Genomic DNA, 14,439 nt, shown 5'->3' with positions numbered 1-14,439 from the left:
AGGAGAGAAGCATGCGCATTCTTTACATCGATATCGATTCGTTACGACCTGATCACCTGGGATGCTATGGATATCAGCGTCCGACCTCCCCAAATATCGACCGCATCGCTGCACAAGGAATACGCTTCTCTAACTATTTCTGCTCCGATAGCCCCTGTGTGCCAAGTCGCGCCGCTTGTTTTAGCGCGCGACCTGGCATTCAAAACGGCGTAGTCGCCCACGAGGATACGCCGGCTGGGTCCACGATGCGCTATGACCATCAGACCCAAGATGAGGCTCCACTCTGGATGCACCATCTCGTGCAGGCAGGTATGAATACGGTGAGCTTCTCCAGTTACGCCAATCGCCATCTGGCTGGCTGGTTTCATTTTGGGTTCAGACAGTTCAATCTCTCCAGTCTAAAAAACGGCAATGAAAACGCGGATGAGGTAAATGCTGTCGCGCTTCCCTGGTTTGAGCAGCACGCTCATGAAGACAATTGGTTCGTGCACCTCAATTACTGGGATCCGCATACCTCGTACACTGAGCCCCTCTCCTATATGCGGCATATGGAAAATTTTCCAGCCACCCCCTCCTGGCCGGATGAAGAGGCCATTCAGGAACATCAGCAAACCATTGGGGCACGTACCGCGCGTCTGCTCTGGAATGATACCATCTGGGAAGGCTATGGAAAGAGCCAGTTCCCGACTATGCCTGACCAGATTGCCAATCGTGGCGATTTCGAACACCTGATGAATGGCTATGATGGAGCGATTCGCTTTGTCGATGAGCACATTGGTCATGTGTTTGCGGCCCTGGAACGCCAGGGAGTTCTAGACGAAACAGCCATCATTATCTCTGCCGACCATGGCGAAGCCTTTGGCGAGCTGGGACAATATATGGAGCATGGCACCGTCAGCCCTGCGGTTAACCGCGTTCCACTCATTGTTAAATGGCCCGGGATCACAGAAAACATCATGGGTAGCCAGCGAGACGAGCTCCTCCTCAATATTGATCTAGCCCCAACGGTCTCTGATGCCCTTGGACTCAGCATTCCTCGGGGCTGGGTTGGTCAAAGCTTCTTGTCCCTACTTGAGGGACAAACACTCACCGCACCACGTAGCGAGATCATGCTGTCACATGGATTGCACACACGACAACGAGCAGTCTATGATGGGCGCTGGCTCTATATCCGCACCTATCATCCAGGGCTGTTTGTCTATCCTCCACAGATGCTCTTTGACCTGGACAATGATCCACATCAAACATCCGATCTGGCTGAGCATCACCCCGAACGGGTCGCTCAGATGGATGCCCAATTGCGAGCATGGGAACACGAGAATATTGCGATCACACACCAGGGCGATCCAATGCGCGCCATTCAAGGATCAGCACCAGTTATGCTTGGTAAGTCTTTTGTGGACTTTGCTGAAAGGCTACGTAAGCAGAATCGAGAAGACGATGTCCAACGCTTACAGACATGCTGGTCTCGCATTGAGAAAGACTACACACCTCAACCTATCGAACAATAGAAGCAAAGAGACAAGAACGATGCTGCCAGTGCTGGATAACTTACTGGCAGCATCGTTCTTGTCTCTTTAAATCATGTAGATTGTCTCCCCAGACGGAACCGTCAGCTAGAGGCTCTTCCCTTAGCGACGCTGTTGCAGTGCGTGAGAGACCGCTCTTACCACAACTATAATGAGAGCCATACCAGGAAGAAGCAATACCAGCGAAGGCTGAGTGAACGCGATGAGGCCATTCATGAAAGCCCCAAAGAGATAGATCAGCAACATAGTTGCCTGAAGGACTGGCGTGGAGAAGGGAATGAAGCCTCTCATTTTATCATTAGTGACAGGTGAGCCAGGAGAAGGCTGCTTCAAACGCTTTACCAGTGTACTGATAAGGCTATTCATTGTACCCGTGATATAGGTAGTTACCACACCCTCGGATCTACACCTAAGGAGAAGAGTATACAGGTGGTATTGTTTCGCACGTCGTGAAGGCTAAGCAATGGAACTTCAGCCTCACGACACACCTGCAGAAGGTCTTGCCGGAGATGCGCTGGCGAGAGAGGTCCTCCCGCCGCTGTAGAGAAGATCAAGCCCTTCTCACTCCAGCCCTCGCTTTCGGCGAGGAACATCTCGCGCTGCTCCTCCTGGTGACGCAAGAGCGCTTCGAGAAGAGATGGTGGGAGCTTAATCCTCCGTTGGAGGGAAGGAGCGACCTCCTCTTCGGTATTGACCTTCTCAGAGAGCGAATTTCGCGTCCGGAGAATTGAAAGCACCCTGGTCTCACCATTGAGATCGTGCCAGCGAAGACTAAGCAATTCTCCCTAGCGCATACCAGTGCAGAGTGCAAACCACAGCAGCGTTCCAAGACTCTGCTGCTCTGCGACCTGGAAGAAGCGACGTAATTGATCGAGGGTCAATACGTGTGGCGTATTCCGCAGACGGACACGGATCGCATTTTTCTCATGTTCTGTCATTGTTCTACCTGACTTTCTCTTGAAGTTGAGGGATTGTTCCCGATGGTTGTTGACGATGGGTCTGAAGGTCGTGCTGGAACTCTTATTACTCCCCTTTCGCGCTCATCTGGGGCTATGGAGGGAACGCGAAAGCAGAAAAGCTGTGTTAAGATAGATCCAGTCAGTGTAGTCTTTGTGGGTAAGAAGGAGGGATACTCCTGGTTCATCCCTGAAAGATGAAATGCCTACCCATGGATTCTGTCGTCGCTGCCTGGTGCTTGCATGGGCGTGCGCGAGGATCTATCAGGTCTGGGCACAGAGATCACGAATGCGATCTCAGATGAACCTGTTCCATTGAAGCTTTCTGCAGAGGGAGTTGAGTCGTGTAAGCACAATACCCCTATCACCTCATGCCCGAAGGCTTTAATCTCAGCTCATGTAGGGTGAGCTGGGTTCCTGGCAATCGGGAATGTGGAGAAGGGTGGACACGATGAGTGCAAAGGGTGACTGGTGCCGGCGTCAGGCCGAGCGTCGTCATGACCCCGCTCAGGCTGAGCGTCGCAACGATGGTCAGGGCGACAAGGAGAAGATCGCCTTGCTGGAGGCGGCTCACCTGTATGACCTGGGCCGCGAGGAAGAGGCCCAGGCCAAGCTCGACAGCGTGCACTACGAGGAGCCGCCGAGCTCTCTCTGAACGCTCTAGATGACGCCATGAGATAGGGCTGAGGGGCCGCTGATACAGCGGCCCCTCAGCCCTATCGTTACGAGGGTGGGCTTTTACTTTAGAAGGGATGCTCATCCAGATCATTAAGACGTAGCTTTCCTTCGAGGCCTGCGCTTGTGCACTCTCGTTGCTGGGGCATTGTGTATGAGGTCACCACATTCGCCATTGCCATTTGGGGGATGATAGAGAAGAAAACGCCTGGAACTCACGAGCAAAGCATGCTACCATAGGAGGTATCACATCTGTCTCTTGATGGTCTGATTCGACTTGAGAGACGCTTCGCTGATGTCTGCTCTGATCGCGCCTTCTGCGCGGAGGCACGGCACACAAACGAAGCATCAGCCCTAGGTGATGAGGTGAGGTATCAACTTCTGGGCTTTGCGGAGTCGACTGAGATGCACTTTGCGTTCAGGCGAGTCCACGGAGCCTTGCACGTTGAGGTGTCCGTTCCAGGAAGGGTCACAAGGACTCTTCCCCAACCTGACCCAGGAGGTCAGCATGCCGCCCAACAGCGGAACAGATAAAGAGGGGGAGGGCCTCACGCCCGACGAGGTCGAGGCGATAGAGCGCGAGCGCCAGGAACTCCTCTCGATCTGGGCCAGCGGCCAGTTCGTCGACCTCTCAGACCCGCAGATCGCTGACGCGAACGCGCGTATGAAGGCGCTCGAAATAGGTATCCGCTACGTCGCAGAAGTCGACGACAAGGGGAACCGCGTCGTCACTCCCTACGGGGTCTGATCACCCATCCATCGCACCAAGCACCAAGCGGACCCGGAATCTTCCGGGTCCGCCCGCTTTTTCCCTTAGAAGGGATGTTCATCTAGATCCTCAAGACTTGAGTCTCCTTCGAGGCCTGTACTCATGCTCTCTTGTTGCTGGGTCGCTGTATTGCACGAGGTCACCGCATTTGCTATCGCTTGCAGGACACACAGCTGCCCCCTGGCTCGATCTATCCCCGTCTGATGAGGGCGTTTCGGTAACGGTTGCCCGATACGTGTGCAGGCTTCTACAAGGCTGATATAGCTGTTGCCCAGGTACTGTCCGACACGTAGTCGCAAATCCTCGCCAATGAAATTCATCCTGGGAAGCTGGTCGCGGTTTGCTGTTTCATTAAGCTTGTCCCGGTCGAAGTCTTGCGAGAAGCTCACAACATGCCGGCCCTGGAAACATCGCTCAATGCGCGGCCAGGCTTCGCGAATCGTTGGGGCGTGCTCCAGATCCTTGTTATGTATCCCATTGATCTCGCTCACCTGGGGAGAGAGCGGCCTCGTGGGTTTGATCAGGATGTCATCAAGGACTGCACCAGTTGAATCAATCAACGTCACACGCACGATCTCGGCAGCTGCATCAAGGCCAGTCGTGTCAATCTCCGGCAGAGCCAGGTTGGGCAAGGTAAGCACTGCATTCGCCCAAAGAACCTCACGTTCAGGTGGGAGACTCGGCAGCGTTTGGACAGTCGAACGGAGTGCTCGCATTTCGTCCTCGATACGTTGCAAAACATCGTAGAGGTGCGCGCGACGTTGTATGCGTTCTTTTAAATCCTCATAGCTCTGGACAGAACCTTTGGAGCGCTCCTGGGCAACAAGGGCATTCACGGTAGCAACAAAAGGATCAATAGACATAAAATGTTCCTTTCTGATCAGAAATCATGTGGTTGGTAGAGGGGCGAAAAAGTTCATGAGAAACAGGGAGTGAAGTTGGTGTGGTGGGCGCTGGGTGGGTATGCTGGAAGAAGTCATTGCTGTCGTACAGTCAAACATCAGGAAAGATTAGACGACGCCGCATGTCTCTCGCTCTTTGAGCCAGGCGATGAGCGATGAGAGCATGACACGGCGCACCCCATCACTCAATTTGACCGAGGAAAGACCATCGCGAAGGTAGTCATAGACTTTGGGACGACCCACGCCCAGGTATTGTGCGGTTTGCTCGATGGTCAATGCTCGCTCCTGGCTTATGTCAGATTGGGAATGTGGTGACGGTATTTGAGTCATAACCTCCTTCTTCTTGCGGCCGCGTCGAGGTTTCTCGGGGACGCCAGGGGAGACAAGGGCTACAGTGGTTAGCGTACGTGACATAGAGGTGTTCTCCTTCTCCAAATCTAAGCAAACAATAGTAACGATGTTTCCTTCCCAACGGCGTTGCGTACACAGGCAGGGCTACGCCAGTCCGCCGGGTATCTTCAGGGGATGTGTCTTTTTTGATATAAACCGACGAGCACACCTGTGTAACGGTGAGGCATTATCAGTTTGCAAGAGCTTCGCTACACAGTGCCGAGGCATGCCCCGAAATGTCTCCTGAGTTTGTCTCCGATGCTATAAAAAAAATGTACCCTAATAGGGGCGTTTGGTAGTGTTTACCCATTTGGCGTTCCCATCTAGTAATTTTGGAATTAGATGCGCTTATGCACATAAGGCTCTAATTCGAGGAGTTCGCTCATGAAGAACTTGGCGTGTACTAAAATTGTTTTTCTTACAGTGTTCAGCTGCTTGTTTGCCCTACTGCTGCTAACCAGTACAACACATTCAGCATCAGCCGCCAGCACCACAACGGCAATGCCAAGCAAAACAGGAGCAGTTGCACAATTCCCCCCTTATAGCCCGTACGTTTATCCCGTTTACAGCCCGTACGTTTATCCCGTTTACAGCCCGTACGTTTACCGTCCGATCGTCTATCCTGTTTACAGCCCATACTATCCTTCTTATGGCCCGTACTATTATCGCCGCTAAAAAATTAGGGCGATCAATGATAACGGCCTCTCGATAGGTTGGGCATTCTGCAGGCTTTGAGTGCTCAACCTGTCTACTACTCTCTAAGGGGAGCCTGAGCGTCATAGATCAATCTACCTCCAATTCCTCCGCGCTTTCCGTACTCTCCTGAAAATGGAGTTCAAGGGAGGAGAAGCTCAAGAATCGTATAACTAGCGGCAATCGCGGCTTTCTTCTTACCTCGTCGGCTGGCAAGCCCTTACAGCAGATACTATAAGGGCTGTTCTACGACTGCCAATGACCTACGACAGGAGTGCGAGAAGCTCAGGATCTTCGTAGGTTTCAATGGCGGAAGGTGGAAGATAGCGATGAGGTGTCCAGGTATCATGGATCACCGCATAACGATTACGTGCCTGACTGACCTCAAGGGGAATGTCAGGATCAATCAACCCGAGACCATAGGGCGTACTCACACGCGAACCAGGACGATACTCTGATACCAGCCCTGGAAGGCGAGCACACACTTTGTCATAGATGACTTTACGATGGCAGCGCGCAACGTCCGCGCACCCACACAGTAAAATGAGTGTCTGCCCTTGGCGGACAATCCAGGCCAAGCCGCGTTGCTCATCCTTCAGTTGGATAGGAAGATGGCGACGAGCATGGTTGATATTCCCCAGCAGATCACCACGCCAGACATAGCGCTCGTGGTAGCGCTCACCTAAGCCTCGCCGCATCCAGAAGGATGACCATTGGCGGGTAGGTGAGTTCCTCGTATCGACAATCATGGCTCTCCTGTTCACACGTAGCGCTTGCTGAAGGAATTCCTCACAGCCTTTGTTGGAGTAGCCAGCCGTGGTCAGCGATCCAAACTCTTCGTGTTCTGCCATTGATTCATGCCTCCTGGCGTAACTGGTCAACAAAGGCTTCCACGCTCTTGGCATACCCATCAGGATCGTTGCTATCTTCTCTGGGCGCATAGACATGCACAATGGCGTCAAACATCCTTGCAGGGGCATTGTGAAGAGACTTCCCCATTCACATACCCATGGGCAATGAGCCGGTACCAGTCGTTGTATCCCTCCGCAAGGTCAGCGTAGACCCGAAAGCCTTCATAGCAGGTTGCATAGCCTGCACACCGCATGTTCCCCAGGTTCAATGTTCTCTGAGCCAGGGGAGAGGTCCCATAGGTACTTTCCTGTCTGAAGAAGGCGAGAGCGAAGATGGGATCGATGCCATACTCGATACCAAGATTGTAGAGATCCTGCCCGGAATGGCAGGCCTTGGGGCGAACCCCATTGTACGTTTCACACAGGATCTGATCGAGCTTCGCGACAGAGATGGTAGGCTTCCCGGTGACAATATAGGCTTCCGTCTGGAGTGAGAGTGTCGTCTGCGCTCGTCCAGACGCTGTGATGCCCGGAGCCACGACATACGCCGCGAGGCCAAAGGCCACGAGGCAGAGAAGCCCAATCAGGCAGAGGCGTGAGAGGCTCATGCGTGCACCTCCTTCTGAGGTGTGCTGGTCTCGTCATTCGGGTCGAGGAGGGCGCTGAACCCTCGCCAGTGCGTCAGAAACGTCGCCCGGTCCATGGTCTGCATGTTGAGGCGAGAGGAATCCATGAGGTGGACGCTCCTGGCATCACCTCCGACCAGAACCAGGAGATGCCCCCCATCGAGAAATGGTGGTGGAAAGCTCACAATGGTTGGCTGTCCATGTTGGGCAAAAGCAATGAGGCCATCGAGGCTATGGACATGGCTAATGGCTGTATTCAAGCCAAGGCGCGCAGCTGTACGTGCAATGCCATTCTCGTCCAGCAAACCCAGCTGCACCGAGATCGCCTGCGCTGCCAGTTGTGCCTGGAGAATATCGGTAATGCGGTAGGCTCGTCCGGTATAGTAGTTGATGACCACGGCCAGGGACGCGGTGGAGCAGGTCGAGAGATGCCAGGTCTCATACTCCTGCTGGTTGGCATACTGACTCACGTCCCACTGATTGATCCTGACCAGATGGTGTGCGCCTTTGGATTGTGATGTTGTACGTGTCGCGTTGGTTGTGGATGACTGTGCCCGTATGGTTGAAGGGGATATTTGTAGGTATCCCCAGAAGATGAAGAGCACCACGACAAGCAGAAGAAACAACAACGTGTTCTTGGCAAGGTTTTGCATATGGGTTCCCTCCAAAAAGAAAACACCACCATGCTATACTTGCATACGTGGGGTTCATAGGGGCCTACACAGAGAAAGCGGTCATTCTAGATGTGGTTCCAAGGCAACTAGAAGACCGCTTTTCTCTGTGCGAGAGCCGGTGTCGCGTTAGGCGTCGTACTGTTCTGGAAAGCGGGCTTTTCGTGCCCCTATCGCGGCTCGACGGATCAGCGTTTTGGTCCACCGCCACAATCCGTAGAGCACAATGGCACCTAGCAGGTCGAACAGAGCAAACACTGACGCAGACCATCGCATGCCCGGATTATCTCCTATCATCGAGGGGAGAAGGAATGCGACTGCGTGTGCTCCAAGCATCGTCCAGACGATCCAGAGCGAGGTCTGCGTCTTTTTCACTGAGTGGATAAAGCTCGCACTCCATTCTGAGGGAAAGGGGCGTGTCTGGGCTTTCAACCGTTGTGCTTGACTGACGACCATCAAGACATAGAGCAAAACGAAGATGGCAAGAAACAAAAGAATCCATTCCATAGTGTGTCTCTCCTTGTAAACTATTCAATCGTGAGGCGTCTTCCACGCTTTAAATTGGCGTAGGCCCGGACTTTGGCCTTGAGACGATAGCGCGTCGAGCGTGGAATATGTTCTTCGTCTTCGAGAAGTGTGAGGGTCTCCTGTTTCTGGGTGAGAAGAGCAGCGAGAAAGAGCGCATGCCCCGAGCGAGACCCTCGAAAGGTTTTATTTTCAAGCGCTGAGAGAGGATGTGCGGTTTCGCCAGGATTATAGACTTTGGCTTCTTCCACAGACCAGACAGGGATGGGAAGGCAGCTGTCATGCCTGGCACACACCACCATCTCAATCAGCCCCATTCCATAGAGGTTGAGGCGATGCTCGTACCAGTGTGAACTACGCACCAGCACCACACATTCAAATTCCCTATCAATCTTCCCGCGTTTATAGTGGATGCGGATACGATGACCAGGACCATCATTGATCTGACGCACTCCCGTTGTATAGGCACTGGACTGCAAAACAGAGAGGATCTGGTGACGAGTGCATAAGAGCATGTCCGTGTCCTCCCTTCATTGTGGCTAGTGGAGCGTGTCATCCTGCGCAGAGACTCCCTGATTGCGCATCCGCCGCATGGTTTCACGCTGCCGTTTGGCTTCCTCGCGTGCATCCGAGTAGAGTTCCGTTAAGAATTTCTCACCCTCTCTGCGAAGCTTGCGGTCTTCCTCCATTTGCTCCAATTTGATACGCGCCTCTTTCTGCTTTGCCCTGGCCTCGCCAAGAGTACTCATCACGCGTTGCAGTTTATTGGCACGCTCCACCTGCTCGTTGGCAACGGTATCAACATCGGTCATCAATTCCGTTCCCGCAAAGGACACCACAAACATGGTGATGAACAGCGAAAGAATACGAATGGCAACCAGAACCCACACGACTCGCTGATCAAAGAAGGTAGAATCTTTGGTTGCCCCATAGAGGAAAACCACCTGGGCGCTGATATCCATGACCGCAACCATCCACCAGAGCTTTTCCTGCAGGCGTACCGCTTTGAGTTCATGCTCTTCGACTTCCAGTCCTGCACGGCGTCGTTTGAAGATCGCTTCTTTGTTCAATTCAAGCAGCACCGTGAGGTAGAGATAGCCAAAATCTACCAGAATGGCAAAGACACCTGTGAGAATCTCCAGCGTCTGATCGGACTTGGAGTAGATGTGGCTAAAGACCCAGATGCTCTCAGGGATGGTGAGACACAGGACTGCAAAGGGCGCAAAGGTTTTGAAGATGAAGATGATCCATTTCTTCATCCGCGCATTGAGCGAGACGCCCGTATGGGCTTTGAGCACAATGCGCACAGCCTCTGCCTCCAGACTATCAATAGAGGTACCTGGTAGTTCCGTGACATCCGCATTAATCGTCACAGATTCATCCTCTTGGCCCTGGCTCCCTTGCATTGTTGGTGCCTCTGTATCTGAGGGAGCAAGTGCTTGGGAGGCATTCTTGGAGCGCTCCTGATCAATCAGGCGTTGTGCCTGAGGATGTAACCGCAATTTCACTTCATTGGGATGAGTAGCGGTGTTGGAAATGCTAGAGAGCGATTGCGCAATATCTCTATCATTCACCTGCGGATCAAAGTAGATGATTTCGATAACACGCTGAAGTTCAAGATTCTTCTTCGCTCTCTTCTTAGCCCGTTCAAGAACGGTGCTTTCATCGTATTTTTGTTTGAAAAAGTCGATGCGTGGCATGGATGAACAACTCCCTCTCATTTTCAGCTGAAAAAAGGAGAGGCAAAATGTTAAAGGTACCAGTTTGGCTGGTAAATGTACCGGATATGTACCGTTAATCTCGCCTCCATTCTCACAAAAGTTGTATGAGTGTCTCAGGTGGTCTCAGGGGTGTCTCACCAAATGATGTTCAAAAAGGCGTGCGAAAATGCGCCTCCGAGAAATTGCCCAGAAAACTGAGGAGAAAATCACCGAGCCTTCACTGCTCCTGCGCGATGTATGGGAAGGTACCCCTCCAAGGAGAGAGGGAAGCTCGGTGATCTCTTCTGGTTCGGTGACGCTCAACGCTATTATGCCTGTGCTCGTTGTGGCTGTGGCAGGACGCCGTTCCCACTCTTCCGTGCCTGCATGCGGGTCTGGCGCGCGCTCTGGAATTTGTTGGTATGCTGGGAGCGTGCGGAGCGTAAGGCATTGCGCCCGGCCTCCTGAGCCAGTGCCCTGGAGCAGGCGCGGCCAATCTTCCCAAAGACCACGGCTGCTTCACTGGACGTACCACTGTTTTCAATCGACTTCACCATTTCCTCAGAGAGGGTCTCCAAGCGCTTCACTTCGGCGTCTGATAACATAGATTTTTCCTCCTTGCGCTCAATCACGTCAATCATCGTGTTCAGGCATGAGACCGTTCCTCTGAGCGCGGAAGGGACGGCCGCTTCACGCGGTGCGATGACAAGGACACTCCAAAAGCCTTCTTCTATATATGTACTGGAGCATCAACTACTTTTTAGGGCAACACAAAATCATACCAGTTGTTCTGGCAGGGGAATTTCTGCATGAAAGTTGTCTCAAATCAGGACTAGCCAATCGTCTTAATAAAGATTACAAGATCTTCCTTCTGCTACAAGCGTTCGCGATCATACGAGCCGCAGAAATTGTGTGCAAGAAGGGATTGGCGAGGAGGTGAGTTGCTACCGTCTGCTCAGATCGCACTCTGTGTGCGGAGAGCGAACGAACAAAGCCAGGAATCCTCCATTTTCCCATGGCAACCGCCATTGGGAAATTCGACAATGATTCTGGGAGGAATCATGTCGCAGAAACTGGACAAGGATGCACTGTTCGAGGCAAAATTTCAGCAGATAGAAGCAGCGCTTGCAGCTGCTCTCAAGCAACTCTGGAGCGACCACGAGGCCAAGGTCGCCGAGCGCCTGGCGCAGAACCCTGTGGCTGACATCGACGATCTTGTTGAGGCCAACGAGGAGGCCACGAACCTCCTCGATGAGTCAAGCGACAAGGCTGTTGCTGAACTCTACAAAGAGATCTACGGAAAGGAGTTCCAGTCCAAGATCTTGGAGATCCTCAAGGAGTACAACGACGGTGTCAAGCCGCTCAAGGCGGCCCTAAAGGTGGCCTACAAGCCACTCAAGGCCGATTATAAGGCCAAGCTCGCCAAGCGCCGAGCCCAAGACCCCAATGCGGACATAAGTGATCTGTATTGGTGGTACAAAGAGAAGCGAGCTGAGATCGAATCGAAGGTGTATCGAAAAAAAGAGAGGGTTTTGCGTAAGAAGCGCCAAGCCAAACTCGCCCGCGCCTATACGGAGCTCGATAAGGGCACCAGCAAGCAGTAATGCTTGTGTGTCGGGGAGGGGCCTGTAACGGCCTCTCCCCGACATATTGCTCTTGCCCCCCTTTAAGAACTTCCTTCTTTCCACGAACTGCGCAACACGCGGGTTATTCTTTCCGCCAGTAGAGATCGATAAGCACCTCTGGCTCAGGAATATGGACTACGTGCAAGAAGTCTTGGCAAGCCTGTACCATCATCGTTTGCATCACCTGAGCCGCTTCGGTTATACGTGCCTCTGGGCATTCCACCACGATCTCGTCATGCACTGCTAAGATCAGGTGTGCGTTGGCTGGAAGTGCTGCATACAGAAGCGCCAGAGCACGCTTGAGAATATCCGCATTCGTGCCCTGAATAGGGTGGTTCTTGGCTGATCTTTCAGCGATGGCGCGCACCTCTCGGTTCCAGTCCAGGCCATCTGGTACCGATGGAAACTCGCGTCGTCGCCCGGCCAGCGTCACTACATAGCCTTGAGCCAGCGCCCTCTTCGCGGTCTGCGGAAGCCAACGCGCGATCCCCTTGTAGGTATTGAAGTAGGTGTGGATCAGGTCCTTCGCTGTTGTGATGTCCACTCCTGCTCGGTCCGCCAGGCCATGCGCGCCCATTCCATAGGCGAGACCAAAGTTAATGGTCTTCGCGATCTTTCGCACTGGGACACCTTTATACAGATGTTTCTTGGTGTCGGTCTCTGGCGGAAGGCGAAACATCAGTTTCGCGGTCTCGGCGTGCAAGTCTTTGCCTTCAGCGAAGAGACGCAGCATCGTCTGATCCCTCGCGATCTCCGCCAGAATCCGCAATTCGATGTTACTCAGGTCTGCCTTGAGGATACGATAGCCAGGGGAGCAATGAAACAGCGGCGCACTGGTTCTTCCTGGCTCTCCTCCTCATCGGCCGGGATCTGCTGAAGATTGGGCTTACTACAAATGATGCGACCAGAGACTGCACCAATCTGGGCATAGTCCGTACGCAATCGCCCATCGGTATCCACCATTGCAAGCAGATTTTCGCCAAAGGAGCTTGCGAACTTGTGGAGCTCTTTCCACTGCAATAGCAAGGCAACTACCGGGAATTGTGGAGCGTAGGGTCCAAGCGTTTCCTCATCGGTCGAGGTGACGGGGATACCAGAGGCATTGAGGGCGGCCAGCAGTTGGGCTGGTGAGGCCAGGTTGATTGCGCCCTTCTGTTTGGGTTGTGGCGGCTTCTTGTGTTTTGTCTGCCACCGGGTGAGCCCTTGCTTTCTGAACGCCTCCCAGGTACTCTTGCCTGCGTGCGCACGATACTCCTCCACAAGCCGTTTCTCTTCTCCCAGGAGCGCAGCGCGATAGTCTTCGTTGGCATGGTCAAGCGCTGCGCCAAGCATTTCAATGAGCTGTGGTTCTAGCGCTTGCTGACGTTCTCGTTTGCGTTTGAGGATACCACGCCAACGCTCGCCGTCGATATACACTCCCCGCATTTCCATTGCAGCGAGCGCTGGGACGGCCTCGTTTTCGAGCTGCACGACCTGGGAGAGCGCCATCGCCTGGATGTATGTTCGTTGTCGCTGCACAATGGCGTAGGGAATCTCAATATCCTGTACCATGTAGACCAGTTGCTCGGCAGGAAAGGGAGCGGCCCATTCATCAGGCCTCGTATGCAGGTCAGGAAACCAGGAGCGGGCCTCTTTGGTCACAGTCAGATGGTAGCGCGTCGCAGTCTCGCGCAGGCCTGCTCTATTGAGACTAACACCGTGAATGAGCTGCTCAACGAGCATCGTATCATAGACATGGGGCAGGTGGACGCCGCAATGCGTCGCCAGGAACTTCCAATCAAACTTCAGGTTATGGGCGATCCAGGTGACGCCATCCAGGTGAAACAGATACTGGAGCGCATCACGCCAAAGCTCCTGCTCCTCGACTGGAAGGCCGTAGTAGGGTCGCATATCAATAACGGCAACGCGCCCTGCTCGACCCAACATGATTGCGACGACGCGATCCTGGTGCTCATGAAGGCCCAGATCGACCACGACGCTTTTATGGACATGGGCCCAGGAAGCGATACTCGCAATATCTTGTAAGAAGAACGGAGCAGAGGTTACGCACACCAGAGAAGGTGAGGCCACGCACTGGGTTCGTGATGCCTCCATGCGACAGGGCTCGCAATAGGTTTTTCCCTGGTCACTGCAACATGTTGCTGGCTGCTGGCACTGGCAACACACTCCTATCGTTTTTAGCACTGGGTTAGGAGCTGGTGGAGTTGAAAGATGTTCAATGAATTCTGCCTTCCTCTGGGTGAGCTGGTCGCGTAGCTCTGAGGTGATCATACCTTTTCGTGGAGCCTCCACCAGAAGGCGATCTCCCGCTAATGTCACACGAATACCTTGATCCTGAAGGGTTTGGAGGAAAGCAGCAGGAGGTAATGTTTGTGTTTGCATGGGTGATATCTCTCCAAGTGAAGTTTGCGGGAAGTTGCAAAGTAACTTCCCGCAAACTCCATGATTCGCTTCCCGTAGAAAGAGGGGCCATTCAGCTTGTAGGGCCTATGCGTGAGGTTTGCTGCCTGATGACATGTTCGCAGGT

At 53.3% G+C, this 14,439-nt stretch carries 16 protein-coding genes and 1 pseudogene; 3 read left to right on the top strand and 14 right to left on the bottom strand.

The features are described 5' to 3' along the window. Positions 1–11 precede the first annotated feature (11 nt). Positions 12–1,511 (top strand): sulfatase family protein, encoded by a 1,500-nt coding sequence (locus K3T82_RS44655; RefSeq protein WP_220199918.1) that lies wholly within the window; start codon positions 12–14, stop codon positions 1,509–1,511. Between the two features lie 120 nt (positions 1,512–1,631). On the opposite strand, the gene K3T82_RS44650 is transcribed toward K3T82_RS44655, so the two are convergent. The 4 genes from K3T82_RS44650 to K3T82_RS44635 form a co-directional block, all read right to left on the bottom strand. After that, the gene (locus tag K3T82_RS44650) at positions 1,632–1,922 is read right to left on the bottom strand and encodes a hypothetical protein (protein WP_220199917.1); all 291 of its coding nucleotides are present in this window, start codon (positions 1,920–1,922) and stop codon (positions 1,632–1,634) included. Beyond that, positions 1,916–2,308 carry a site-specific integrase gene (locus tag K3T82_RS44645; protein ID WP_220199916.1) on the bottom strand — a complete coding sequence of 131 codons (393 nt, stop codon included), beginning with the start codon at positions 2,306–2,308 and terminating at the stop codon, positions 1,916–1,918. Before K3T82_RS44645 ends, K3T82_RS44650 begins: the two co-directional genes overlap by 7 nt. Positions 2,309–2,314: 6 nt before the next feature. Beyond that, positions 2,315–2,467, bottom strand: a complete 153-nt coding sequence (locus tag K3T82_RS44640) for a hypothetical protein (protein ID WP_220199915.1) — start codon at positions 2,465–2,467, stop codon at positions 2,315–2,317. Positions 2,468–2,849: 382 nt separating this feature from the next. Further along, a complete protein-coding gene (locus K3T82_RS44635) occupies positions 2,850–3,254 on the bottom strand; it encodes a hypothetical protein (protein ID WP_220199914.1) in 405 nt (134 codons plus the stop codon). A gap of 414 nt (positions 3,255–3,668) precedes the next feature. On the opposite strand from K3T82_RS44635, the gene K3T82_RS44630 reads away from it, so the two are divergent. Beyond that, a complete protein-coding gene (locus K3T82_RS44630; protein ID WP_220199913.1) occupies positions 3,669–3,908 on the top strand; it encodes a hypothetical protein in 240 nt (79 codons plus the stop codon). Positions 3,909–3,973: 65 nt separating this feature from the next. Here the strand turns inward: K3T82_RS44630 and K3T82_RS44625 are convergent, their stop codons facing one another. The 9 genes from K3T82_RS44625 to K3T82_RS44585 form a co-directional block, all read right to left on the bottom strand. After that, entirely contained in the window at positions 3,974–4,792 is an 819-nt protein-coding gene (locus tag K3T82_RS44625) for a 3'-5' exonuclease (RefSeq protein WP_220199912.1), read from the bottom strand. Between the two features lie 147 nt (positions 4,793–4,939). Then, a complete protein-coding gene (locus K3T82_RS44620) occupies positions 4,940–5,245 on the bottom strand; it encodes a helix-turn-helix transcriptional regulator (protein ID WP_220199911.1) in 306 nt (101 codons plus the stop codon). A 932-nt stretch (positions 5,246–6,177) separates the two neighbouring features. After that, a complete protein-coding gene (locus tag K3T82_RS44615) occupies positions 6,178–6,765 on the bottom strand; it encodes a DUF488 family protein (protein ID WP_220199910.1) in 588 nt (195 codons plus the stop codon). A gap of 107 nt (positions 6,766–6,872) precedes the next feature. Continuing rightward, positions 6,873–7,373, bottom strand: coding sequence for a glucosaminidase domain-containing protein (locus K3T82_RS44610; RefSeq protein WP_220199909.1), 501 nt, complete (start codon positions 7,371–7,373; stop codon positions 6,873–6,875). Continuing rightward, on the bottom strand, positions 7,370–8,044 hold the full coding sequence (locus K3T82_RS44605; RefSeq protein WP_220199908.1) for a C39 family peptidase: 675 nt from the start codon (positions 8,042–8,044) through the stop codon (positions 7,370–7,372). Before K3T82_RS44605 ends, K3T82_RS44610 begins: the two co-directional genes overlap by 4 nt. Positions 8,045–8,191: 147 nt before the next feature. After that, a complete protein-coding gene (locus tag K3T82_RS44600; RefSeq protein ID WP_220199907.1) occupies positions 8,192–8,569 on the bottom strand; it encodes a hypothetical protein in 378 nt (125 codons plus the stop codon). 20 nt (positions 8,570–8,589) lie between these two features. Further along, the gene (locus K3T82_RS44595; RefSeq protein WP_220199906.1) at positions 8,590–9,102 is read right to left on the bottom strand and encodes a hypothetical protein; all 513 of its coding nucleotides are present in this window, start codon (positions 9,100–9,102) and stop codon (positions 8,590–8,592) included. Positions 9,103–9,126: 24 nt separating this feature from the next. Beyond that, a complete protein-coding gene (locus tag K3T82_RS44590; protein WP_220199905.1) occupies positions 9,127–10,287 on the bottom strand; it encodes a hypothetical protein in 1,161 nt (386 codons plus the stop codon). Positions 10,288–10,616: 329 nt separating this feature from the next. Continuing rightward, entirely contained in the window at positions 10,617–10,892 is a 276-nt protein-coding gene (locus tag K3T82_RS44585; protein WP_220199904.1) for a hypothetical protein, read from the bottom strand. A gap of 456 nt (positions 10,893–11,348) precedes the next feature. On the opposite strand from K3T82_RS44585, the gene K3T82_RS44580 reads away from it, so the two are divergent. Then, entirely contained in the window at positions 11,349–11,891 is a 543-nt protein-coding gene (locus K3T82_RS44580) for a hypothetical protein (protein ID WP_220199903.1), read from the top strand. A 103-nt stretch (positions 11,892–11,994) separates the two neighbouring features. On the opposite strand, the pseudogene K3T82_RS44570 reads toward K3T82_RS44580, so the two are convergent. Further along, positions 11,995–14,294: pseudogene (locus K3T82_RS44570) on the bottom strand (DNA polymerase). Positions 14,295–14,439: the final 145 nt, after the last annotated feature.

The organism is Ktedonospora formicarum, assembly GCF_016587355.1.
Lineage (GTDB): Bacteria > Chloroflexota > Ktedonobacteria > Ktedonobacterales > Ktedonobacteraceae > Ktedonobacter > Ktedonobacter formicarum.
The sequence above is the reverse complement of the archived record's forward strand: the minus strand, read 5'-3'. Positions and strand labels throughout refer to the sequence as shown.

Bases quoted from the DNA above. Each gene is read 5' to 3' on its own strand.
- K3T82_RS44655 (WP_220199918.1), top strand. From the start codon at position 12: ATGCGCATTCTTTACATCGATATCGATTCGTTACGACCTGATCACCTG.
- K3T82_RS44640 (WP_220199915.1), bottom strand. From the start codon at position 2,467: ATGACAGAACATGAGAAAAATGCGATCCGTGTCCGTCTGCGGAATACG.
- K3T82_RS44635 (WP_220199914.1), bottom strand. From the start codon at position 3,254: ATGATCTGGATGAGCATCCCTTCTAAAGTAAAAGCCCACCCTCGTAAC.
- K3T82_RS44630 (WP_220199913.1), top strand. From the start codon at position 3,669: ATGCCGCCCAACAGCGGAACAGATAAAGAGGGGGAGGGCCTCACGCCC.
- K3T82_RS44625 (WP_220199912.1), bottom strand. From the start codon at position 4,792: ATGTCTATTGATCCTTTTGTTGCTACCGTGAATGCCCTTGTTGCCCAG.
- K3T82_RS44620 (WP_220199911.1), bottom strand. From the start codon at position 5,245: ATGTCACGTACGCTAACCACTGTAGCCCTTGTCTCCCCTGGCGTCCCC.
- K3T82_RS44615 (WP_220199910.1), bottom strand. From the start codon at position 6,765: ATGGCAGAACACGAAGAGTTTGGATCGCTGACCACGGCTGGCTACTCC.
- K3T82_RS44610 (WP_220199909.1), bottom strand. From the start codon at position 7,373: ATGAGCCTCTCACGCCTCTGCCTGATTGGGCTTCTCTGCCTCGTGGCC.
- K3T82_RS44605 (WP_220199908.1), bottom strand. From the start codon at position 8,044: ATGCAAAACCTTGCCAAGAACACGTTGTTGTTTCTTCTGCTTGTCGTG.
- K3T82_RS44600 (WP_220199907.1), bottom strand. From the start codon at position 8,569: ATGGAATGGATTCTTTTGTTTCTTGCCATCTTCGTTTTGCTCTATGTC.
- K3T82_RS44595 (WP_220199906.1), bottom strand. From the start codon at position 9,102: ATGCTCTTATGCACTCGTCACCAGATCCTCTCTGTTTTGCAGTCCAGT.
- K3T82_RS44590 (WP_220199905.1), bottom strand. From the start codon at position 10,287: ATGCCACGCATCGACTTTTTCAAACAAAAATACGATGAAAGCACCGTT.
- K3T82_RS44585 (WP_220199904.1), bottom strand. From the start codon at position 10,892: ATGTTATCAGACGCCGAAGTGAAGCGCTTGGAGACCCTCTCTGAGGAA.
- K3T82_RS44580 (WP_220199903.1), top strand. From the start codon at position 11,349: ATGTCGCAGAAACTGGACAAGGATGCACTGTTCGAGGCAAAATTTCAG.